At 74.0% G+C, this 22,484-nt stretch carries 16 protein-coding genes; 12 read left to right on the top strand and 4 right to left on the bottom strand.

Features of this window, described 5'->3' with window-relative positions; translation table 11 throughout:
- Window positions 1-7: 7 nt before the first annotated feature.
- Window positions 8-1,633: a DUF4153 domain-containing protein gene (locus tag ACWC9T_RS14700; RefSeq protein WP_449821412.1), complete on the top strand. Its 1,626-nt coding sequence runs from the start codon at window positions 8-10 to the stop codon at window positions 1,631-1,633.
- Window positions 1,634-1,719: 86 nt separating this feature from the next.
- Here the strand turns inward: ACWC9T_RS14700 and ACWC9T_RS14695 are convergent, their stop codons facing one another.
- Window positions 1,720-3,270 (bottom strand): MFS transporter, encoded by a 1,551-nt coding sequence (locus tag ACWC9T_RS14695; RefSeq protein WP_449821411.1) that lies wholly within the window; start codon window positions 3,268-3,270, stop codon window positions 1,720-1,722.
- A gap of 364 nt (window positions 3,271-3,634) precedes the next feature.
- Here ACWC9T_RS14695 and ACWC9T_RS14690 point away from each other — a divergent pair, with 364 nt between their 5' ends.
- The 3 genes from ACWC9T_RS14690 to ACWC9T_RS14680 all read left to right on the top strand — a co-directional run bounded on the left by ACWC9T_RS14690 (window position 3,635) and on the right by ACWC9T_RS14680 (window position 5,973).
- A complete protein-coding gene (locus tag ACWC9T_RS14690) occupies window positions 3,635-4,351 on the top strand; it encodes a TetR-like C-terminal domain-containing protein (protein WP_449821410.1) in 717 nt (238 codons plus the stop codon).
- Between the two features lie 138 nt (window positions 4,352-4,489).
- On the top strand, window positions 4,490-5,188 hold the full coding sequence (locus ACWC9T_RS14685; protein ID WP_449821409.1) for a ribonuclease HII: 699 nt from the start codon (window positions 4,490-4,492) through the stop codon (window positions 5,186-5,188).
- A 101-nt stretch (window positions 5,189-5,289) separates the two neighbouring features.
- A complete protein-coding gene (locus ACWC9T_RS14680; protein ID WP_449821408.1) occupies window positions 5,290-5,973 on the top strand; it encodes a hypothetical protein in 684 nt (227 codons plus the stop codon).
- A gap of 138 nt (window positions 5,974-6,111) precedes the next feature.
- Here ACWC9T_RS14680 and ACWC9T_RS14675 read toward each other — a convergent pair whose 3' ends face one another.
- Together ACWC9T_RS14675 and ACWC9T_RS14670 are read right to left on the bottom strand one after the other, a co-directional pair.
- Complete coding sequence (locus ACWC9T_RS14675) at window positions 6,112-6,831, bottom strand: hypothetical protein (RefSeq protein ID WP_449821407.1); 720 nt, start codon at window positions 6,829-6,831, stop codon at window positions 6,112-6,114.
- Window positions 6,832-7,210: 379 nt separating this feature from the next.
- Window positions 7,211-9,406 (bottom strand): RecQ family ATP-dependent DNA helicase, encoded by a 2,196-nt coding sequence (locus ACWC9T_RS14670; protein ID WP_449821406.1) that lies wholly within the window; start codon window positions 9,404-9,406, stop codon window positions 7,211-7,213.
- 228 nt (window positions 9,407-9,634) lie between these two features.
- On the opposite strand from ACWC9T_RS14670, the gene ACWC9T_RS14665 reads away from it, so the two are divergent.
- Window positions 9,635-11,128, top strand: a complete 1,494-nt coding sequence (locus ACWC9T_RS14665) for a DUF4192 domain-containing protein (protein ID WP_449821405.1) — start codon at window positions 9,635-9,637, stop codon at window positions 11,126-11,128.
- Between the two features lie 31 nt (window positions 11,129-11,159).
- On the opposite strand, the gene ACWC9T_RS14660 is transcribed toward ACWC9T_RS14665, so the two are convergent.
- Entirely contained in the window at window positions 11,160-12,473 is a 1,314-nt protein-coding gene (locus tag ACWC9T_RS14660; RefSeq protein WP_449821404.1) for an alpha/beta fold hydrolase, read from the bottom strand.
- 738 nt (window positions 12,474-13,211) lie between these two features.
- On the opposite strand from ACWC9T_RS14660, the gene ACWC9T_RS14655 reads away from it, so the two are divergent.
- The 7 genes from ACWC9T_RS14655 (at window position 13,212) to ACWC9T_RS14625 (ending at window position 22,339) form a co-directional block, all read left to right on the top strand.
- Window positions 13,212-15,335 (top strand): amylo-alpha-1,6-glucosidase, encoded by a 2,124-nt coding sequence (locus ACWC9T_RS14655; protein WP_449821462.1) that lies wholly within the window; start codon window positions 13,212-13,214, stop codon window positions 15,333-15,335.
- Window positions 15,336-15,483: 148 nt separating this feature from the next.
- Window positions 15,484-16,242: an NUDIX hydrolase gene (locus tag ACWC9T_RS14650; RefSeq protein WP_350737961.1), complete on the top strand. Its 759-nt coding sequence runs from the start codon at window positions 15,484-15,486 to the stop codon at window positions 16,240-16,242.
- A 142-nt stretch (window positions 16,243-16,384) separates the two neighbouring features.
- On the top strand, window positions 16,385-16,750 hold the full coding sequence (locus ACWC9T_RS14645) for a hypothetical protein (protein WP_449821403.1): 366 nt from the start codon (window positions 16,385-16,387) through the stop codon (window positions 16,748-16,750).
- 119 nt (window positions 16,751-16,869) lie between these two features.
- Entirely contained in the window at window positions 16,870-18,270 is a 1,401-nt protein-coding gene (locus ACWC9T_RS14640) for an ATP-binding cassette domain-containing protein (RefSeq protein ID WP_449821402.1), read from the top strand.
- Window positions 18,271-18,273: 3 nt separating this feature from the next.
- Window positions 18,274-19,179 (top strand): hypothetical protein, encoded by a 906-nt coding sequence (locus tag ACWC9T_RS14635; protein ID WP_449821401.1) that lies wholly within the window; start codon window positions 18,274-18,276, stop codon window positions 19,177-19,179.
- Between the two features lie 135 nt (window positions 19,180-19,314).
- Window positions 19,315-20,247, top strand: coding sequence for a FadR/GntR family transcriptional regulator (locus tag ACWC9T_RS14630; protein ID WP_449821400.1), 933 nt, complete (start codon window positions 19,315-19,317; stop codon window positions 20,245-20,247).
- A 448-nt stretch (window positions 20,248-20,695) separates the two neighbouring features.
- Window positions 20,696-22,339 (top strand): RNA polymerase sigma factor, encoded by a 1,644-nt coding sequence (locus ACWC9T_RS14625; protein ID WP_449821399.1) that lies wholly within the window; start codon window positions 20,696-20,698, stop codon window positions 22,337-22,339.
- The last annotated feature ends 145 nt before the right edge of the window (window positions 22,340-22,484 follow it).

Genomic DNA, 22,484 nt, shown 5'->3' with positions numbered 1-22,484 from the left:
GGGACTCATGTCAGGCCTGTCCATGCCTGCCCCGACCGATCCGCCGCCCGTCGACCCGCCGTCCGTCGATCCGCCGTCCCGGCCCGCGTACTCGCAATCCGGCCCGTACCGGTCGGCCGGCACGCCCGTGCCGTCGCGCGGCGACCGGCTGCGCCGCACCGAGCCCGAGCACCGGGCGGCGGCCACCCCCCGAGTCCTCCTGCTCGCCCTGCTCACCGGCCTGCTGACGGCCTGGCTGCTGTACGACGGCGTGGGCGCCAACCTGCTGATCTGCGGCGCCGCCACAGCCGTCGGGGCCGGCCTCGTCGCCCGCGCGGCGGGCCGCAGGGTCCGGCCCTGGACGGTGGCCTGGAGCCTGCTCGCCCTCGCCCTGCTCGCCGTTCCGGCCCTCTGGGACGCGGGCTGGCCGACCGTGCTGGCCGTCGGGGGCGCGCTCGGCCTGGCCTCGCTCGCCCTGCACGGCGGCCGGCGCTGGCCGGGCGTGCTGTTCGCCCTGCCCGCCGCATTCTGGCAGCTGGTGTCGGGTGTGGGCTGGGTCTGGGACGGACTGGGGGGCCGAGCGCTGCCCGGCCGCGGCCGGATCGCCCCGGTGCTCAAGGCGCTCGCGGTCGCCGCCGTCCTGCTCACCGTCTTCGGCCTGCTCTTCGCCAGCGCCGACGCCGGCATGGCGGACCTGCTGAGTGGCCTCAACCCCAGCTTCGAGCTCCACCAACTGCCGCTGCGCGCGACGCTGTTCGTACTCGGCACGCTCACCGCGCTGGGCTTCGCGCACATCGCGGCCGGGCCGCGCCGCTGGGACCGCATGACGGCCCGGCCGGGGCGGGAGCGGCGCCGTCTGGAGTGGGCGCTGCCGCTGGTCGCGCTCAACCTGATGTTCGGCGCCTTCGCGGTGATCCAGGCCGTGGTGGTGCTCGGGGGTGCGGACGCCGTGCTGAGCAACACCGGCATGAGCCGCTCCGAGTACGCCCGGCAGGGCTTCTGGCAGCTGAGCGCGATCACCGCGCTGACCCTGGTCGTGGTGGCCGTCGCCAAGCGCTGGGCCCCGCGCACCACCCCAGCCGACCGCCGGGTGGCGCGGATCCTGCTGGGGCTGCTCTGCCTGCTCGCGCTGGTCGTGGTGGCCTCGGCGCTCGGCCGGATGTGGTTCTACGTGGACGCCTCCGGGCTCACCCGGCTGCGACTGTGGGTGCTGGTGGTGGAGATCTGGCTGGGCGTGGTCTTCCTGCTGCTGATCACCGCCGGGCTCACCCGCGGCGCCGGCTGGCTGCCGCGCGCCGTCGTCCTCAGCGGCATGCTCACCGTCGCGGTGTACGGGCTGGCGGGGCCGGACGCGATCGTCGCGGAGCAGAACGTCGCCCGCTTCGAGCGCTCGCAGCAGATCGACCTGCGCAACGTCCGCGAGCTCTCGGCGGACGCGGTGCCTGCCCTGGACCGGCTACCGGAACCGCAGCGGTCCTGTGCGCTGCAGCTGATCCGTGCCGACCTGGCGGACCACCCCGTGGCCTGGTCCGCCACCAGCCGCTCCGCCGACCGGGCCCGCGGGATCCTGGCCGCACGGCCGTTGGCCGACGACGGACCGAGGGAGGTGAGCGCCTGCACGCGGGCGGGGCTGCGGATCGACCCGCACTTCTGACGGCCGGGACGCGCAACGGGCCCGCCGGGAGCGTGCTGCTCCCGGCGGGCCCGTCGGCTGTTGGTGCCTTGGTGCGCTGTCGTGCCTCAGTGCATCGCGACGCCAGCGGAGTCACCGCTCGGCAGGTCGCTGGCCTTCGCCTTGATCACGAAGAGGGCGACGAGCAGTGCGACCCCGGCGAGCGCCGCGCCGACGATGAAGCCGTGCGAAATCCCCTGGGTGAGAACCGAGTTGGCTGGATCGGTGCCCGGGATGAACTCGTGGTGCTGCTCGAAGAAGGCCTTCTCCTGCGGACTGGCGCTCTGCATGAACGCCGGAAGCTGGGCCTTGGTCTCGGCGGCGGCGTAGTGCGCGAAGACCGTGGTCAGGATCGACAGGCCGAGCGAACCGCCGATCTGCTGCATCGAGTTGAGCAGGCCGGAGGCGGCGCCGGTCTCCTCGCCCGGGACGCCCGCGACCGAGAGCAGCATCACCGGGACGAAGATCAGGCCCATGCCGAAGCCGAACACCACCGTGGGGCCGAGCACCCCGTCCACGTAGCCGCTGTCCTTGCCCATCAGGGTCAGCCAGGAGAGGCCGACGGTGACCAGCAGCGCGCCGCCCGCCATGAACGGCTTCGGGCCGTACTTGGCCTGCAGGTTGGACGCGATCTGCGCGGCGATGATGATCGCGACACTGATTGGCAGGAACGACACACCTGCCTTGAGCGGGCTGTAGCCGAGCGGTCCCTGCACGAACAGGACGACGTAGAAGAAGATGCCGAACATGGCCGCGGCCAGGCAGAGCATCATCACCAGGCCGCCGGTGCGGTTGCGGTCGGCGAACAGGTGCATCGGGGTGATCGGCTGGTCGGTGCGGTTTTCGATCACGAAGAAGGCGACCATCAGGATCGCGCCGGCCGCGAAGGAGCCGAGCGTGATGCTGTCCGTCCAGCCGTCCGAGGCGGCCCGGATGAACCCGTAGACCAGGCCGACCAGGCCGAGCGTCGAGGTGAGCGCGCCGGGCAGGTCGAAGCGGCCCGGGTGGCGCTCGGACTCGGCGATGTAGCGCGGCGCGGCGATCGCGATCACGATCGCGATCGGCACGTTGACGAAGAACACCCAGCGCCAGTTCAGGTATTCGGTGAGCAGGCCGCCGGCCAGCAGGCCGATCGCGGCGCCCGAGCCGGCCACCGCCGAGAAGACGCCGAACGCCTTGTTGCGTTCCGGCCCTTCGTCGAAGTTGGTGGCGATCAGGGCGAATGCGGTCGGTGAACAGATCGCGCCGCCGATGCCCTGGAGCGCGCGGGCGGCCAGTAGCAGGCCACTGTCCTGCGCGAAACCGCCCAGCAGCGAGGCCAGGCCGAACAGCAGGGTGCCGAAGATGAACACCCGGCGGCGGCCCAGGATGTCACCCGCGCGACCGCCGAGCAGCAGCAGCCCGCCGAAGGTCAGCGTGTAGGCGTTGATGACCCAGGACAGGTCGGTGGTCGAGAAGTTCAGCGCGTCCTTGATGTGCGGCAGCGCGATGTTCACGATGGTCGCGTCGAGCACCACCATGAGCTGCGTGGCCGCGATGACGGTCAGGGTGATGCCCTTCCCGTGACCTTGACGGCCCTTCGGCGGTGATGTCTTGCTGAGCGTGTCGGAGACAGCCACGAATGTTCCCCCTGCTGGCTACGTGCGAGGTGCTTGGTGTGAAGTGCTGGTACGTGCTTGGTGCTTGGTGCTTGATGCTCGGTGCGTGGTGCTCGGTGCGTGGTGTCCGGCTGACCTGCGGGCCCGGAGTGCTGTCGCGCGCCGACGTCGACTGTGTGTCGGCGGGCTAGGAAGGAACGGTGCCGTTCACTAATTTGGAAGATATCCTGGGCTTGATAGTGAACGCAAGCGTTCCTTAAGGAGGGTGGCGATGGAGCGGATGGTGCGGCGCCTCACGGCGGACCGGGCATCCGGTCGGGCAGTCGCCCGACCGGTGGAGGGCGGGGTGTCGTCGCCCCTGGTACCTGCGGTACTGGCGCCTGCGGTGCCCGCAGTGCCCGTGGAGCCGGTGGTGCCCGCGGTGCCGGTGGTGGTGTCCGTGGAGCCGATGGCGCTCGTGGAGTCGTCGGATGGGGAGTCGGAGCCCCGCTGCCCGATTCGGGCGGCCCGGGAGGCGCTGGCGCGACCGGTGCGGCGCCGGGGGAAGGAGCTGGAGAACGCGATCTTCGAGGCCGCGCTCGACCAGCTCACCTCCGGCGGTTATGCGCGACTGACGATGGAGGGTGTCGCCGCTGCGGCGCGGACCGGGAAGGCCGCGCTCTACCGGCGCTGGGCGTCCAAGGTCGAACTCGTCATCGATGCCCTGGACTCCACTCTCCCACGCCCTCACGGGGTCCCCGACCTCGGGTCCGCCCGTGCCGAATTGCTGCAGCTCGTCGGGCTGTTCACGGATGCGATCGGCTCCGGTGCGGGTGCCGCCCTGCATGCGCTGATGGCCGAGCTCTCCCAGCAACAGGCCGAGGTGTTCAAGGACTTCATCGTGCAGCGGGTGATCGAGCCGACCAAGGACACCATCCTGGACATCCTCCGCCGCGGCGTCGAACGCGGGGACGTCCGGCCCGGGGCGGTCTCCCCGCTGGTCGCCGACGTGGTCCCGTCGATGCTGATGTTCCAGGTGAAGATCCGCGACCGGGAGCTGGCGCCCGACTTCGCGGTCCGGCTGGTGGACGACGTACTGGTCCCGCTGATCCGAGAGTCGTAGGCCGGGGCGGCCGGTGTGGGGCGGGCCGGCCCGTGCGGGGCGGCCGCACCGGGCGGGCTCGGGGCGGTCGTAAGACAAGGCTTAGGCTGGAGGCTGCCCCCACCGGAACGGGCTGCTTTGCCGAACGGAGTCCCCGCGATGCCCATCGTCCCGCCGACGCACTCCGTCGAACGCTCGCTCCGCCGGGCCGGCGCCAAGATCGTGGTCGGCCTGGACGAGGTCGGGCGCGGCGCCTGGGCCGGACCGGTCACCGTCGGCGCCGCCGTCACCGGACTGCGCAAGGCGCCCGAAGGGCTGACCGACTCCAAGCTGCTCACCGAGCTGCGCCGCCAGGCGCTCGAGCCGGTGCTCGCCGACTGGGTCACCGCGTACGCGCTCGGGCACGCCTCGCCGCAGGAGTGCGACGAGCTCGGCATGACGGCAGCGCTGCGGCTGGCTGCCGTCCGCGCGCTGGAGGCGCTGTCGGTCGAACCCGACGCGGTGGTCCTGGACGGCAAGCACGACTACCTCGGCGGCCCCTGGCGGGTGCGCACGGTCATCAAGGGCGACCAGTCCTGCATCTGCGTTGCCGCCGCCTCGGTGCTCGCCAAGGTCCACCGCGACGGGATGATGGCCGAACTGGGCGAGGCGTACCCGGAGTACGGCTTCGCGGACAACGCCGGCTATCCGTCCCCGGTGCACCGCGCCGCGCTGGAGGAGTACGGCCCCACCGAGCACCATCGGCTCTCCTGGGCGTACTTGGACGCACTGCCGAAGTGGCGTCATCTCAAGCGCGGCCGGGACGTCGCGGGTGCGGGTCGGGGATCCGCCGACGAACAGTTGACACTCGGTTTCTGACGTTCCGTCTGGAATTGCCCCCGGTGTGGGTGGCGGGTGTCCGGTGCCCAATGGGTGGGGCGCTCGTGCGCGCCCGACCGGCATTTGATAGATATCCGGGTATGCCTGTCTTCCCCGAGGAGCCGGAGATTCACGAGAGCCTCCCGGGCCCCGGCGTTCCCTTCCCCCGCGAGTCGGACGCACAAGCCCTCCACGCGCCTGCCACCGGCGGCGCGCCCGCCACCGCACCCACCACCGTCACCGCCGCACTGGTCCCGGTGCCCGGCCCCCGTCCGGCGCCCCCGCGTCCGGGCCCGCCGCGCGCCGACCGTTCGGGCCCGCCGCGTCTGATCCCCAAGCCGGGGCCGGCGCCGCGCCGCCCGGCCGCCGCCGCGCCGCAGGTCGAGGTCCAGCGGATCGCCGCGACCCCGGCCGAGGCGCTGGAGCGCGCCGATGACGCGGTCGACCTGTTGCTGGACTCCGGCCGCAACCCGGGCGACATCCTGGTGCTGACCGTCGGCGAGACGCACCCCTGGCAGCAGCACGAGCTCTCCTTCGGTGAGGAGCGCTACTGGGCGCAGCTCACCGAAGGCGGGGACGTGTTCTACGCCGACGCCGCGCTGACCCGTCCGGTTCGCCGCGAGGTGGTCGTCCTGGTGGTCAACGGTGGTTCGCCCGCCCGGGCCGCCGAGGCGCACAGCAAGGCGCTCGGCCACGCGACCGCGCTACTGGTGGTCTGCGGAGAGGCCGGCCCGGCTGCGGCCGGTGCGGCCGGTGCCGCACCGGGGCGTCCGGTCAAGGCCTGACAGTCGTTCCCGCTCCGGGTCCGGCGCCGTACGGTGCCGGACCCGGGGTCCGTCCGGAGTGCCAGCCCCGCTACCCGCACCGGTGCGCGCGGGGTCTGCCGTTGCCTTGTCGGCGCGCGCTGCCGTTGTCGGTGCCGCTCAGCGGGTGCCGGTGCGGCGGCCCGGTTCGACGGCCGTGACCCGCGCCGGGACCCACGGGGGCTCGGACGACTGGGAGCGCTGCGGACCGTCGCCGCGCTTGGCCTGCTCAGCCGCCTGCTGCCTGGCGCGCTGACTGCGCGGGGCGTCGTCGAGCACCGACCGGGGCGGCAGCTCCGTCACGGTGTGCACCGGCCCGTCCGCCCACGAACCAGCGTGTGGATTGCGCCCGCCGCGCCCGTCGCCGAGGATTTGCCAGCCCGCCGGGGTGAGTCCGATGTACGAGCCGCAGCGCAGGCCGTGCAGCATGGACGCGTCCCGCAGCGCCCACATCCAGGCGCCGTCCTGCTCCGTCCAGCCGGGCGCGCCCTCGCGGCAGCGCAGCAGCGCGGCCGTCCGGGTCGGCTCTGACCGTCGCAGGTCGTGCGGGATGATCCGGCGCAGGTGCGCGAGCAGGTCGTTCCGGTGCTGCCAGCCGTCGGTGTCGTGCGGCCAGGGCGTGAACGAGGCCGAGGCGGCCAGGTGGTGGAGCGCGTCCAGGACCGCGACCACGACTGTGCCCGGCTGGGGCAGATGACGCTGGTGCAGCTCCAGGACGAACTCGCGCGGATCGCGCAGCAACGGGATCCCCGAGGCGGTCCAGGTCTCCAGGTCGAGCAGCCGTCTGGGCGCCGAACTCCCGGAGAGGGGATGTTGACCTCGGCCGATACCGTTGATCACGATCCTCCTTCCTGGCCCGTGGGTAGGCGGGTGCCTGGGTACGCCGAAGGGCGGGTCCAGCGGACCGGATTTCGGGTACCTCCCAATTCTCGGGGCAACGGGGGCGGACCGGCAACGATGAAATGATGAGCGCCACCCGAAAGCCCATGTTCTGCCGGATATGTTCCACGGCCGCCAGAGTGTCGCCCAGGCGTCGCCCGACCTTGATCCACGCCGCGCAAAGGACGGGGTGAACCGTCTTCGGCATGGTGGGCACTCCTTTCCCGGGTTGGTCTGCGGTGTGATCGAAATCGCCCTGTCGGCTCCTTTCGCTTAGGCCATTCGAGTGACGGCGGTCGTGGGCGGAGACGGCCGCTCGCGGCGGCCGGTCGCCGCCCGCTCAGCCCTGCACGGCCAGGACCAGCGGCAGCACCGCGCTCGCCCCTGCCCGGCGCAGCAGCCGGGCGGCCACGGTGACCGTCCACCCCGAGTCCACGAGGTCGTCCACCAGCAGCACCGGCCCGCCAGCCGCTGCCACCGCCTGCTCCAGCTCTGGTGGCAGCGTCAGCGCCCCGGCCAGCGAGTGCAGCCGTTGGGCGCTGTTGCTGCGGGCCCCGTGCGGCGGCAGCCCGCCGGCGTACTCGATCCGGCCCAGCAGCGGCAGCCGCCCGATCTCGGCGATCCGCGCGCCGAGGCTGCCGACCAGCTGGGGGCGGGTCGAGGAAGCCATGGTCACCACGCCGACCGGCCGCTCCAGCCGGGCGCCCTCCGCCGTCGCCGGTCCGGCCCAGCCGCCCGGACCGCGCGCCCAGTCGGCCAGCACCGCCACCAGCGCGTCCACCGCCTCACCGGGCACCGGCACGTCCGGCGCCTGCTCGGCGAGCAGGGCGCGCAGCCGGTTGCCCCAGCCGATGTCCGACAGCCGGCCGAGCGCCCGACCGGTCTCCGCCTGCTCACTCGCCGGGATCCGGCCCTTGAGCGGCACCCCGAGCGCGTCCATCCCCGTGGGCCAGAGTCGGCGCGGCTCGAAGCTCACGCCCGGGCGGCCGAGCGCCGCCCGGGCCGCGGCCAGCGTCTCGGCCGAGACCTCCGGGGTGTGCAGCGGGCCCGCGCAGTTGTCGCACCGGCCGCACGGCGCGGCCTGTTCGTCGTCCAGCTGGCGGCGCAGGAACTCCATCCGGCAGGCGGCGGCCGCCGCATACTCCCGCATCGCCCGCTGCTCCGCCTCCCGGGAGACGGCGACCTTGGCGTAGCGGGCGGTGTCGTACTCCCAGCTCTGCCCGGTGGCCGTCCAGCCGCCCTTGACCCGGCGGACGGCGCCGTCCACGTCCAGCACCTTGAGCATGGTCTCCAGCCGGGCGCGGCGCAGGTCCACCCGGGGCTCCAGGGCGGCGGTGGAGAGCGGCCGGCCGGCCTCGGCCAGCGCGTCGATGGTGCGGCGCACCTGCTCCTCCGGCGGGAAGGCCAGCGAGGCGAAGTAGCGCCAGATCGCCTCGTCCTCGCGCCCGGGCAGCAGCAGCACCTCGGCGCGGTCCACCCCGCGCCCGGCCCGGCCGACCTGCTGGTAGTAGGCGATCGGCGAGCTGGGCGAGCCCAGGTGGACGACGAAGCCGAGGTCGGGCTTGTCGAAGCCCATGCCGAGCGCGGAGGTGGCGACCAGCGCCTTGACCCGGTTGGCCAGTAGGTCGGCCTCGGCGGTTCGGCGCTCGGCGTCCTCGGTACGGCCGGAGTAGGAGGCCACCGGGAAGCCGCGTTCGCGCAGGAAGGCCGTCACCTCCTCGGCCGCGGCCACCGTCAGGGTGTAGACGATGCCCGAGCCGGGCAGCCGGTCGAGGTGGTCGGCCAGCCAGGCGAGCCGGTGCGCCGGGTCGGGCAGGGACAGCACGCCCAGGGTGAGGCTCTCCCGGTCGAGCGGGCCGCGCAGCACCAGGGCGTGCTCGTCAGTGGTGCCGGTGCCGAGCTGCTCGGCGACGTCCGCGGTGACCCGGGCGTTGGCGGTGGCGGTGGTGGCCAGCACCGGGACCCCGGGCGGGAGGTCCGCGAGCATGGTGCGCAGCCGCCGGTAGTCGGGGCGGAAGTCGTGGCCCCAGTCGGAGATGCAGTGGGCCTCGTCGACCACCAGCAGGCCGGTGGAGGCGGCGAGCTTCGGCAGCACCTGGTCGCGGAAGTCCGGGTTGTTCAGCCGCTCGGGGCTGACCAGCAGGATGTCGACCTTCCCGGCGGCGACCTCGGCCTGGATTTCGTCCCACTCCTCGGTGTTGGCCGAGTTGATGGTGCGGGCGTGGATGCCTGCCCGGGCCGCGGACTCGACCTGGTTGCGCATCAGGGCGAGCAGTGGGGAGACGATCACCGTCGGCCCGGCGCCCCGGGCGCGGAGCAGGGCGGTGGCGATGAAGTAGACCGCGGACTTCCCCCAGCCGGTGCGCTGGACGACCAGCGCGCGGCGGTGGTCGACCACGAGGGCCTCGATGGCCGTCCACTGGTCCTCGCGCAGGGCGGCGGCGGGGCCGGCCAGCTCTCGGAGAACGGCCTCGGCCCGCGCCCGGACCTCGGTGCGGTCGGCGGTTGCGGTGGTGTGGATGTCGGGCTGCTGCATGACGTCGATGTAACCCCATGGCGCCGACAAGGGGCGAATGCGGGTGAGACGGGGGAGTGGAAGGCGGAGTGGATTTCATCCGTTGATCCGTTGAACGGTTGTCAAAATCCACTCGGCGGAGTGTGTGTCACGTGCTCCGAATGAGCGATGAGAAATTCGGGGTCCGAGCTATCCACAGGAAAAAGAGAACTTCGGTGCCGTTGTCGGATTGCGTCCACTGTTGCGGCCATGAACGCGATGAACAACGAACACGTCACCCTGTCCCTCGGCCCGGCTTCCGAGCAGCGGCCGGTCGTCATGCGCGGTCCGGCCGACATGGCCGAGCTGTTGCCCTACCTCCTGGGGTTCTACCCCGACGACAGCATCGTCGCGGTCGGCCTCCAGGGCCCCGACCTGCACCAGGGCGGGGTCATCCGGGCGGACCTCCCGGCCTCGCCCGCGGACTGGCCCGCGGCGGCGGAGGAGACGGCAGCCCTGCTGGTCGCCCTCTCCGAGCGGCACGGCAGTCGTCCGCTCCAGGTGCTGCTCTACCTCTGCCAGGATCCCGTCACCGCGCACGCCCCGCCGGTGGTGGAGGGACTGCGGCCGCTGGCCGACCACCTCCGCGCAGCCTTCGGACGTAGGGGAGCGGCGGTCAAGGAGTCGCTCTGCGTCTCCGACGGCCGCTGGTGGTCCTTCCTCTGCCGCCGCGAGGGGTGCTGCGATCCTGCCGGCAATCCGGTGCGGCGCGGGCCCGATCCGGGCCCGGCGGCGGCCGCCGCGACGGTGGCCGGCCTGGTGCCGCGCGGCAGCCGGAAGGCGATCATCGGCGGGCTGGCCCCTGTCGGTCCGCCGGAGGCCGCCTCCCAGCGCGAGGCACTCGCCCGGGCCGAGGCCGCCATCGGCACCGTCTCCCGGGAGCAGGGCATCGAACTGCTGGAGCAGGCCTTCGCCGAGTTCGCGGCTGGCACCCGGGAGCTCGACGACGAGCGGACGGCCCGGCTGTTGTTCGCCCTGCGGGACCGCCTCACCCGCGATCGCGGCGTCGAGTACGTCCGGCCCACCGAGCTCGCCCCTGCCGAGCGGCTCTGGCGCTACCTCGCCCGGCGCGCCGTGCCGCCGTACGAGGGCTGTGCGGTGGCCCCACTCACCCTGTTGGCCTGGGCCTCCTGGGTCGCCGGGGACACGGCGACCGCCCGGGTGGTGCTCGGCCACGTGCTGCGGCTCGCCCCGGGCTACCTGCTGGCCGAGCTGCTGTACGAGTCGATGAACGACGGCATGGCGCCGGGGGCGCTGATGTCCGCCGTCGAGGCCCAGCGTCGACGGCGCGAGGAGCGCGTGGGCAAGCCCAGGACCGAGCCCGATCCCGGTGGCGAGGGCGAGCCGGGGCCGGCCCCGGCCACGGGCGAGGCCCCCGGGGGGCGGCCCGGGCGGGCCAGCGGAGGGCGTCGGCGCCGACGCGGTGCCCGGGGGAGGGGAGCATCTGCGGCGTCGGCACCCGCCGGTCGCTGCCCCGGCAGTCCTGGAAGCCCCAGCGGCTCCGGCGGCTCCCGCAGTCCAGAGCCGGACGGGAGCGGGCCCGGGCCGGTGGCCCTGCTCCCGGCGCCCGGGCACCGGCTCAGCCGGGGTGTGCGGCTCGGCCGGGCGGCGGCCTGCGCGTCGGCCGCCGTTCGGTCCGGCACCGGGCTGCACCGGTGCCGGGGCACCCGGCAGGCGGCGAGAGCGGTCCGCCGCGCGCAGTGAGCCGATGGTCGCCCGGCCGGGCCGCGAGCCGCTACACCTCGCCGTGGACCATCTTGATCAGCCGGTCCAGCACCTCGCCGCCGCTCACCCGCAGGCCGTCGTGCTCCCACTCGTTGGTGATCCAGGTCCGCAGACCGCGCACCGCACGGGCGGTCGCCAGCGAGTCGGCAGTGTCCACGTACATGTCGTCGTGGTACACCGCCGCCACGACCGGCACGGTGTTGGCGGCCAGCCGCGCCGGGTCGTACAGGTCGGGCCAGTCAGTGCGGGCGGCGAGCAGGTCAGCGGTCTCCTTCAGAGGGCGCAGAGCCGGGTCGGTGTCGAACATCCAGGGGTAGATCATCTCCCCGGTGAACAGCACCGGCGCGGCGGACTCCAGCGCGGCCCGGGCGTCGAACTGCGGGAACTCCTTGCGGACGCGCTCGGCCGACCAGCCGGTGCCGGTCTGGTCCACCGAGCGCTGGCCGTAGATCGACTCGTGCAGTACCGCGTACAGCGGGCCCTCGGCGAAGGAGAGCCGGGCCTGGACGCCGGCCAGGAAGGTGTCGGAGAGCTCGGCCCCGGCCGGGCCCTCCACCCAGGCCTCCTCCAGCAGGTAGTGCAGGGCACCTGAGCCGCTGCCGCCGCCGAGCATGAGCCCGAGTGCCTGGAAGGCCTCGACGGTCAGCAGCCCGCCGCCGGGCAGGGTGGCGGGGGAGTCGGTGAGGTGGGCGGCGATCCGGCGTACGGCCTCGACGTCCTTCGGGAAGCGCGCGTAGTGGTCCGCGTTCTTGCTGACGACGCGCGGGTAGGCGGCGCGGTAGACGTCGTCGGCCGAGCTGCCGAGGCCGGACAGGCCGCCGGTGATGAAGGCCTCGGTCAGGCCTTCGGGAGCGAAGGAGAGGTAGGTGAGGGTGCAGAAGCCGCCGAAGCTCTGGCCGAGCACGCTCCAGCGCTTGTCGGCGCCGAGCAGTCGGTGGCGGATCAGTTCGGCGTCCCGCACGATCGAGTCCGCGCGGAAGTGCGCCAGGTAGTCCGCCTGTTCCTGCGGGCCGCCGCGCCGGGCGAGGGTCTGCCGGGTCGCGGGCGTGGACCGCCCGGTGCCGCGCTGGTCCAGCAGTAGCACCCGGTAGTCGTCCAGGGCGCGGTCCAGCCAGGCGTCCCGGCCGAGCGGGCGGGCAGCCTTGCCGCCGGGCCCGCCCTGGAGGAAGACCAGCCAGGGCAGGTCGTCCTTCTCCCGGCCGCAGGCCACCACCTCGCGGGCGTACACCTCGATCTGCTCACCCTCGGGGGCGGAGTGGTCGAGGGGGAGCTGGAAGACGTGGTCGGTCGTGACAATCCCGGGCAGCCGGCTGACGGTGGACATGCAACTCCTCGGTCTCTGCTGGTCACAGCGATTGCGTCGCGGTTCACGGGGTCACCGGGTGCGGGCGCCGCGACCCCCGCACCGTATCCTGGCGGCGGTCGAGCGCCGGTTCGACCGCCCCCGTCCCCCGGTCGGCCCTCCGGCATGCGCCGAGCCCCTGGCCTGAGCGCCACCGGAGTCCGGCTCGGCCCATGGACGGTGACAGGCTCGGCGCGCGGCGGGGCCCAGGTGACGGCTCGCCGGAGGCGACGCGACGGCCCGGCGGTCCGGGCGCGACGGGGGAGACGGCGGTTGGGCGTGACCTGGTGGCGGTGCGCGGCGTTCACCCCGGGGGCCCTGTACCCGGACGGTGTCCGACCGGTGCCCGGGCCGGGCACCACCTGCCCGGCGGCGCGGACCGCCGAGCGGGACCGACGGCCTGACGTGCGCGGGCCACGGGAGCGGGGCGCCATGTTCGGGGCGTCCCGAACGGGGCGTCACCGGCAGGCCGGGGAACCGGACCTGACGGCGTGCCGGGCACGATGGCGTGCCCGACGCGAAGGCGTGGCGCGGCGGTACCGGCCCGGTACCGCGCGCCGCATGGCACGGCCCACCGCCGGGTACGGCCAGACACGGCACACCGCCGACGGGACAGACCCCGTCGGCCCGGCACCATCAGCACGCGATCGAGCATGCTCGCGGCCCACCGGCCCTGACCGGCCACCGGACCGCCGAGGGGAGGAGAGTCCGGTGACCGCCATGAGGCCACCACAGGCCATGCCGGCCGAGAGCGTGGTCGGCGCGCCCAGAGCGGCCGGCCGGCCCGAGCAGATCCCGGTGCCCGGGCCGGCGGGTGCACCCGCCGCCCAGGGCCGGCCCGCGGCCCCGCCACGCCCCCAGCCCCCGGCCGTCCACCACGCGGTGCTCTGCGTCAACGCCCCCGCGATGGCCGCCTCCGGCCCCGACGGCCAGCTGCGCGGCCACGGTCTGCACGGCTTCTACCGCAACGGCGTCCGGGTGCTCGCCCGGATGGAACTGCGGCTGGGCGGCATGGAGCCGCTGCCGCTCCAGGGCACCGCGACCAGCGCCGCCCAGGCCCGCTTCCTCGGCGCCGTCCGCCTCCCCGGCGACCTCGACCCGGACCCGGCACTCACCGTCGAGCGGCTGCGCCACGCGGACGGCGTGGAGACGGTCACCGTGCGAAACACCGGCGCCCGGCCCGCCCGGCTGCCGCTGGAGATCGCCCTCGGCACCGACCTCGGCCCGGTCGCCGAGATCGCCGCCGGGCACCGTCCGCCCGATCTGCCGGGCCAGGTGCAGTCCGCCGGGCTGCGCTGGGCCGGCCCGGTGCACAGTGCCGTGGTCAGCGCCAAGCCCTCCCCGCACGCCGTCCTGGCCGGGGCCGGAGTGCTCCGCTGGGACCTGGAGGTCCAGCCTGGTGCCCGGTGGTCGGTCGAGCTGCGCGCCGAACTGGACAGCGCCCCCGGCGGCCCGCGCCCGCCCAGTGGGCGGGGCACAGGCGTCCCGCTGCCCTGGGCCGAGCCGGAGGTGCGCAGCGACGACTCCCGCGCCGCCCTGCTGGTCGCCCGCTCCCTGGACGCCCTCGGCGGGCTACTGTTCGCCGACCCGGACCGCCCGACCGACCTCTACCCGGCCTCCGGCGCGCCCTGGCGCTTCGGCCTCGCCCCGGCCGACGCGCTCTGGGCCGCCCGGCTGACCCTCCCGCTCGGCACCCGGCTCGCCGCCGGCACCTTGCGCGCGCTGGCCCGTCGGCAGCAGCTCGCCCCCGCCCCGGGCCGGGTCGCGGGCCTGTTGCCCGGCGCCCTGCGGCACGGCGGCCTCGAGCTGCCGCCGACCTGCACCGCCACCGAGGCCACCCTGCTGTTCGTCACCGTGCTGGCCGAGGCCTGGCGCTGGGGCTTGCCCCGGGCGGAGGTCGCCGAGCTGCTCCCGGCCGTCGAGCGGGTCCTAGCCGCTCTGCGTGAAGGCCTGGTGGACGGTTTCGTCACCGACCTGAGTCGCCCGGTGGAGGACCGCGTCGCACACCCGGTGGCCGCCCGCGCTGAGGTCCAGGCGCAGGCCCACCGCGCCGCCCTGCACGGCGCCGAGCTCCTGGAGGCCTTCGGCCGCCCGGGCGCCGAGGAATGGCGGGGCTGGGCCGTCGAGCTGCGCGGCCGCTTCCGCGAGCGGTTCTGGATCGACGACCTCTCCGGCGGGCGCCCCGCCGCCGGGCTGGCCCCGGGCAGCCAGCCGCTGCCCGCCGTCGCCTCCTCCCTGGTGCACCTGCTCGACACCGGGCTCGCCGCCGACGGCGGCAGGCACGACAGCCTGCTGGACCGCGAGCAGACCCGGCTGCTCGCCCAGCGACTGGTGGCACCCGAGCTGGACAGCGGCTGGGGCCTGCGCACTCTCAGTGCCAAGTCCCCCCGATTCAACCCGCTGGGCCACCGCGGCGGCGCGGTGCGGATCCACGAGACCGCACTGGCGATCGCCGGACTCGCCGAGGCCGGCCACGAGAACGAGGCCGGCACGTTGCTGGAGGGCCTGCTTGCCGCGTCCGCCCACTTCGAGGGGCGGCTCCCGGAGATGTACGCCGGGGAGCAGCGCACCCCCGGCAGCCCGCCGGTCCCGCACCCCGCCGCCTGCCGCCCGGCGGCGGTCTCCGCCGCCGGAGCCGTCCACGCCGTGTTCGCGCTCGCCGGGGTCCGGCCCGACGTCCCGGGTGGCCGGGTCCTGGTCCGCCCGGCCAGCACCGCCCCGCTCGGCGAACTGGAGCTGACCGGCCTGCGGGTGGCGGGCGAGCCCTTCTCGGTCCGGGTGAGCCGGATCGGGGTGGCGATGGTCGAGGAGGCCTCCGTGGATCTCCAGCTGGTCGCCCGCTGACGCCGGGCCCCGCCGGGCCTGCCCGCGCCCGCCCGCCGGCACCGCGCCCGCCCGTGCGCGAACCGTGCCGGGCGGGCGGGTCACCGGCGCTGGGCACTGCGTGTACAGGCCTGTGCTTATCGTCAGAGAGACGACTATGATCGTCGCCATGTCGCGTTACGATCCGTCGGCCTTCCCTCCGTTCGCTGTCACGGTTGACCTGGTGGTGCTGACGGTGCGCGACCACTCGCTCTGCGCCCTGTTGGTCAGACGGGGCGAGCCGCCCTACCAGGGGTACTGGGCGCTGCCCGGCGGCTTCGTCCGCCCGGACGAGGGCCTGGCCGAGGCCGCCTCCCGAGAGCTGGCCGAGGAGACCGGCCTGCGTGCCCACTCCGCCCCCGGCCACGACGCGGTCGGCCCCGGCGCGGCTGGTGCCCACCTGGAGCAGCTCGCCACCTACGGCCACCCGCAGCGCGACCCCCGGATGCGCGTGGTCAGCGTCGCCTACCTGGTGCTCGCCCCAGACCTCCCGACCCCCCGGGCCGGCGGCGACGCCAGCAGCGCCCGCTGGGCCCCGGTCAGCGAACTCCTCGGCGAGAGCCCGGCCGACGGCGTCCCGCTCGCCTTCGACCACGGCCTGATCCTGGCCGACGGCGTGGAACGCGCCCGCTCCAAGATCGAGTACTCCTCGCTCGCCACCGCCTTCTGCCCGACCGAGTTCACCGTCGGCGAGCTGCGCCGGGTCTACGAGGCCGTCTGGGGCGTCGTCCTTGACCCGCGCAATTTCCACCGCAAGGTCACCGGCACCCCCGGCTTCCTCCTCCCCTCGGGCGGCACGACGACCCGTCAGGGCGGCCGCCCGGCCCAGCTCTTCACCGCCGGGGGCGCCACGGTCCTCAATCCGCCCATGCTCCGCCCGGAGTCCTGAGCGCCCCGAAGCCCCGGGGCCGCCGGCGCCCGGGGCCGCCGAACGGCCCCGGTCCGGAGGCCGGCGGGGTGACACCGGCGCACAGTGTCGATGGACGCTTCGGTCGCCGGGCCGAAGGCCTTCGGATCCTGGGAGCCTCGTGATGACCATCAACGACGACTGCGCCAGACATCGAAGCGGCATCGAGAGCTTGGTGGCGGAACACAAGAGCCTCACCGCGACCACCGCCGGAACCGAGCGGAAGCTGGCCTCCTTGAAGGCCGCGCAAGCCGACCCGGCGACGATCGCCTCCGTGCAGGAGACGCTGAGCGCCGAGCAGGAGCAGCTGGCGGAGATCGCCGTCGCGGGCAAGGCCGCCGTCGAGGAGTTTCAGGGGGAGTGCGTCGGCGAGCCGCTCCCGCCGGGTGCCGCGGCCTTCCTGCAGGCCGCGGTACCGCCCACTGGCCGGGGTGCCGACGGCCCCGGCGCGGGCACGCCCCGTGAATCGCAGGATCGGATTGTCCCCTGATCGGGTGAGGTGGGCGGGCGGTGGGCCCGTGGCGGTTCGGTAATGCCCGGAATCGGCGGTGCTGGCCCCTAATGTGCTGGCGTCGAGCAGGTCGGCCGAGGACATGGGAGCAGCCAGCGATGATCCAGATCACCGGACTGACCAGGGCGTACCGCAAGGGCGCCCCGCCCGCCGTACTCGATCTGACCTTCGACGCTCGGCCGGGCATGGTGACCGTGCTGCTCGGCGACGAGGGCGCGGGCAAGTCCACCGCGCTGCGGCTGATGCTCGAACTCGAACGCGGCCAGGGCATCACGCTCTTCGACGGCCGCCCCTACCGGCGGATCCGCCGCCCCGAGCGCGAGGTCGGCGTGCTGCTGCCCGGACCGGGGGAGGGGGCCGGACACCCGGGGCGCAAGGCGCGCGGCCACCTGCGGATGCTGGCTGCGGCCGTCGGCGTCCCCGCGCGGCGGGCCGACGAGCTGCTGGAGCGGACCCGACTGGCCACCGTCGCCGGGCAGCGGCTGCGCACCTTCTCGCCCGGCATGCACCGCCGACTCGCCCTGGCCGCCGCGCTGCTCGGCGACCCCGGCACACTGCTGCTGGACGCGCCGACCGAGGGCCTCTCACCGCGCAACCTCGAGTGGTTCCACTCCTTCCTGCGCTCCTTCGCCGTCGTGGGCGGGACGGTCCTGGTGACCACCCGCTCCCCGCAGGAGGCCGCGCAACTCGCGGACCGGGTGGTCACCCTGGACCGCGGCTGCCTGGTGGCCGACCAGCCGGTCTCGGAGTTCTGCCAGAGCAGGCTCAGTCCCGAAGTGGCCGTTCGGGGGCCGCAGATGGCGCGGCTGGCCGATCTGCTGGTCAGTCAGGGCGCCGAGGTGCGCCGGGACGGCGGCGCGGGACTCGCGGTGGCGGGCATCGACCGCACCGAGATCGGTGAACTCGCCTACCGCCACGGGATCCTGCTGCACGAGCTGGCCGACCGGGTGGCCGAGCAGCCAGCACCCCGGGCCGTCCTGCCGGTTCCCTCCGGGCGCTCCGGCCGTCTCCGTCTCCAGCAGACGCCCGAACCCGCAGCCGAGCCGGCCCCCGAAGCCGGGCCGAGCCCCGAGCTGCGCGCGAACCCGAAGCCCGAGCCGGGCTCCGAGCCGAGCCACCGGCCCGTCGTCGCCGAGCCCGCCGCGGAGGGCCGCTCCCGGGACGAGGTCTCCCTGCCTACCCGCGCGCTGCCCGTCGCCGCCGTGACGGCCGCGCTCCCCGTGCTCGGCGCGGCCGCCGCACGCCAGGGCGACCCCGCGCCCACCGTCGCCCCGGACCGGCTCTTCCGCGACGTACCCGCCCCGGCGACGACCCCCGCCCCGGCGGCGACCCCCGCCCCGGCGGGCGAGCCCCTTGGCGCAAGCGAGTCCGTCCGCACCGAGCCCCAGCCTCCGCGTCGCGGCGAGAGCGCCGCGGACCTGCTCACCGACGACACCGTCCGCCTCGGCCGTGTCACCACGAGCAAGGCCCCCACCCCCGACGACCACCGGAGCGAGTGAACCGTGCGTGTTCTGGCCTACGAGCTGCGCCGCCTGCGCGGCCTGCGTTCCACCTGGCTGCTGCTCGCCGCCGTCCTGCTCTGCGACGCCGGCGTGGCCGCCGTGCTGGCGAGCCAGGCCCCGGTCGGCCCGCTGGCCGCCCGGGTCGGGGTGCGGCTGCTGACCGCCGCCGTCCCGCTGATCCCGCTGCCCTTCGCGGCCCTCGGCGCCGGTGTGCTTGGCGCGCTCTCCTACGGCCACGAGGTGCGCCACCCGGGGCTGGCGGCCTCGCAGGTGGCGTACTCGCGCCGGGTGCGGCTGCTGCTGGCCAAGCTGCTGGTGGTCGGCCCGGTCGCGGCCCTGCTGGCGCTGGCCACCCTGCTGCTCGACACGGTGGCCGTGCACCTCGCGATGCCGGGCGGGGTGACGGTGCCGGCCTGGTCGAACCCGGCCGCGCTCTCCGGCCAGGTGGGCGAGGCACTGGGCGCCGCCGGACTGAACGCGCTCGGCGACCTGCCGGGAGTGTCCGCCCCGTTGGCGCTGGTGGCCGGGCATGGGGTGCCGACCGCGCTGCTGGCCTTCGTCCTGCTGACCGTGGTGGCTGGCTGGACCGGCGTGCTGACCGCCTCGTTGACCCGCAGCGCCGCGGCCGGGGTGCTGCTGCTGTGCGCGCTGCCGGCGCTGCTGGAGTCCGGCGTGGCCCTGCTGCTGCGTCAGACCGGCCGCCCCTGGCCGAGCCGGACGGCCGAGTTGCTGCCCTTCCAGTCCGGCATCGAGTGGGCCTACGGCTGGGTGTACGGCGGCGTGCACGAGGCAGCTGCCGACAGCGCGGCGCTGACGGATCCGGCGCTGCTCGGGGCGGTCGCGGCCCCCGTGGCGGCCCTGCTGCTCGCCGCCCTGCTCGTCCAGGCGCGCCGTCGCGCGCTGTAGCGCCCGCTGCCACCCGCCACGCACCACCCACCCCGGGACCACCCCGAACCACCAAGATCGACCAGCAGTGACCGTAATGAGCGGTTCTTCCTGATAAGAAGTCAATTATCCAGTCACGGTCGATCACCCTTTCGTGTGCTTTTCACGAGAATTCTCAAGCTGTGCCTGCCGATCGCCGACAAAGGAGGCGTGAGTACCCTTGCGCACCCCACCATGACCCCCGCCCGTTCCGCCGACGGGCCGATCCACGGCTCCGGCGATCTGGACCGCTTCTCGTACGCCGACCGGCCGACGCCGCCGGCGCCCCGCTGGGAGGGCGCCGAGTCCGATATCGCCCGGGTCGGCCGCAAGACCACCAGCAGCCGAGGCCGCGGTCTGCACGGCCAGCTGGTCCAGCAGCTCGGCCAGATGATCGTCTCCGGCGACCTCGGCGCCGACCGTCCGCTCGTGCCCGAGGAGATCGGCCAGCGGTTCGAGGTGTCCCGGACCGTCGTCCGCGAGTCGCTGCGCGTACTGGAGGCCAAGGGCCTGGTCAGCGCCCGCCCCAACGTCGGCACCCGGGTCCGCCCGGTCGGCGACTGGAACCTGCTGGACCCGGACATCATCGAGTGGCGCGCCTTCGGCCCGCAGCGGGACGAGCAGCGCCGGGAGCTGTTCGAGCTCCGCTGGGCGATCGAGCCGTTGGCAGCCCGGCTCGCGGCCGGCCACGGCCGGGAGGACGTCCAGCAGCGGCTGGTCGAGCTGGTCGAGATCATGAGCCACGCCGCCGCCCAGGCCGACCTGTCCACCTGCACCCGGGCCGACGCCGAACTGCACGGCCTGGTCCTGCAGATGGCGGGCAACCGGATGCTGGAGCACCTGTCCGGGATCGTCTCCTGCGCCCTGCAGGTCTCGGGCGGCCCGGCGATCTCCTGCGAGCGGCCCTCCGAGTCCTCGGTCGGTCTGCACGCCCGGCTGGTCGACGCGCTGGGCGCTGGCGACGGCGCCGCGGGCGAGGTCGCGATGCGGGCGCTGCTCACCGTCCATCCCGAGACGGAGCCCTCTGTCCCCGCGCCCCGGGAGCACTGAGCGGGCTGTTCTCGGCGAGCGGTCGCGCCGGTCGCGGCGTGCTCCTCCAGGGCCCTCCGGCCGCACCGCGCGGCGCAGCCGGAGGGCCTCCGTGCACCGGCCGTCGTTCGAACGCGACGGCCGCCCCGTCCATGACAACCGACTTCGGCGCGAGTGCGCGATGATGGATCCAGGCCCCGGGGCCACGGGCGCCGAGCGGTGTGACCCGCGACACCAAGGCCATGCGTAACACTTGACGAGTAGCAGCGATGTGTCCTGAGCGGAAGCAGCTCCGGAATACCCCAACATGTCAGAATGCTGTGTTGGTCTGCGGCGCTGCTGCCGTCCTACAAACCCAGTCCTCAAGCCCGAGTCGGTCGGAATCGACACCGCGCGTCCGACGCGCGATCTCCTTCCCCGCCCGCTCGGGCGGCCGGTACGGGTTCGAGTCCACTCATCGTCCGAGAGGTTGTTCGTGTCGGCCAGCACATCCCGTTCGCTTCCCCCCGAGATCGCCGAGTCCGCGGCTCTGCTGGCGCTCATCGAGCGGGGCAAGGCCCAGGGGCAGATCGCCGGTGACGACGTGCGCCAGGCGTTCGAGGCGGACCAGATCCCGGTCACCAAGTGGAAGAACGTCATGCGCAGCCTCAACCAGGTGCTGATTGAGGAGGGGGTGGACCTCATGGTCAGCGCGGCCGAGCCGGCCGGCGCCAAGCGCAAGAGCGTTGCTGCCAAGAGCCCCACCAAGCGCACCGCCACCAAGGCTGTCACCACCCGGACCCCGTCGGCCCCGACCAAGCCGCCCGTGCGGATCGCCCCCGGCGCGCCCGTCGCGGCTCCGGCCGTCGCGGCTGCCGCCGCGGCCCCGGCCCCCACGGTCTCCGCCGAGATCACCGTCGACGAGACGACCGTCTCGGTCGCCGAGGTGAAGGCCGCCCCGGCTAAGAAGGCCGTGCCGGCCAAGAAGGCCGCGGCCAAGAAGACCGCCGCGCCGGCCAAGAAGACCGCCGCGAAGAAGACCACCACCGCCAAGGGCGCCAAGGGCGGCGACGAGGAACTGCTCGGCGACGAGGAGCTGCTCGAGGACGTCGCGCTGCCGGGCGACAAGGCCGAGGCCGAGGGCCCGGAGGAGGAGTCGGAGGGCTTCGTCCTCTCCGACGACGACGAGGACGACGCGCCCGCCCAGCAGGTCGCCGTCGCCGGTGCCACCGCCGACCCGGTCAAGGACTACCTGAAGCAGATCGGCAAGGTCCCGCTGCTCAACGCCGAGCAGGAGGTCGAGCTCGCCAAGCGCATCGAGGCCGGTCTGTTCGCCGAGGACAAGCTCTCGGCCGCCGACAAGCTCGCCCCGAAGCTCAAGCGCGAGCTGGAGATCATCGCCGAGGACGGACGCCGGGCCAAGAACCACCTGCTGGAGGCCAACCTCCGTCTGGTGGTCTCGCTGGCCAAGCGCTACACCGGTCGCGGCATGCTCTTCCTGGACCTGATCCAGGAGGGCAACCTCGGTCTGATCCGTGCGGTCGAGAAGTTCGACTACACCAAGGGCTACAAGTTCTCGACCTACGCCACCTGGTGGATCCGTCAGGCAATCACCCGTGCCATGGCCGACCAGGCCCGCACCATCCGTATCCCGGTGCACATGGTCGAGGTCATCAACAAGCTGGCCCGCGTCCAGCGCCAGATGCTCCAGGACCTGGGCCGCGAGCCCACCCCGGAGGAGCTGGCCAAGGAACTCGACATGACCCCCGAGAAGGTCATCGAGGTCCAGAAGTACGGCCGCGAGCCGATCTCGCTGCACACTCCGCTGGGCGAGGACGGCGACAGCGAGTTCGGTGACCTGATCGAGGACTCCGAGGCGGTCGTCCCGGCTGACGCGGTCTCCTTCACCCTGCTCCAGGAGCAGCTGCACTCGGTGCTGGACACCCTCTCCGAGCGCGAGGCCGGCGTGGTCTCGATGCGCTTCGGCCTGACGGACGGCCAGCCGAAGACGCTCGACGAGATCGGCAAGGTGTACGGGGTCACCCGTGAGCGCATCCGCCAGATCGAGTCCAAGACCATGTCGAAGCTGCGCCACCCGTCGCGTTCCCAGGTGCTGCGCGACTACCTGGACTGATCGACCGCGCACGCGGGCGACCGCAGCAAGCGCGACGAGCGGGCGCCGGAGCCCTGGGCGAGGAGGTGGCCTTCCTGGAACTCTCCCGCGAGGAGGCCCACGCCCACATGGCGCGGTTCATGCCGCAGGAGGTCATCGGCGGCAC

This window comes from Kitasatospora sp. NPDC001159, from assembly GCF_053598235.1.
The sequence above is the reverse complement of the archived record's forward strand: the minus strand, read 5'-3'. Positions and strand labels throughout refer to the sequence as shown.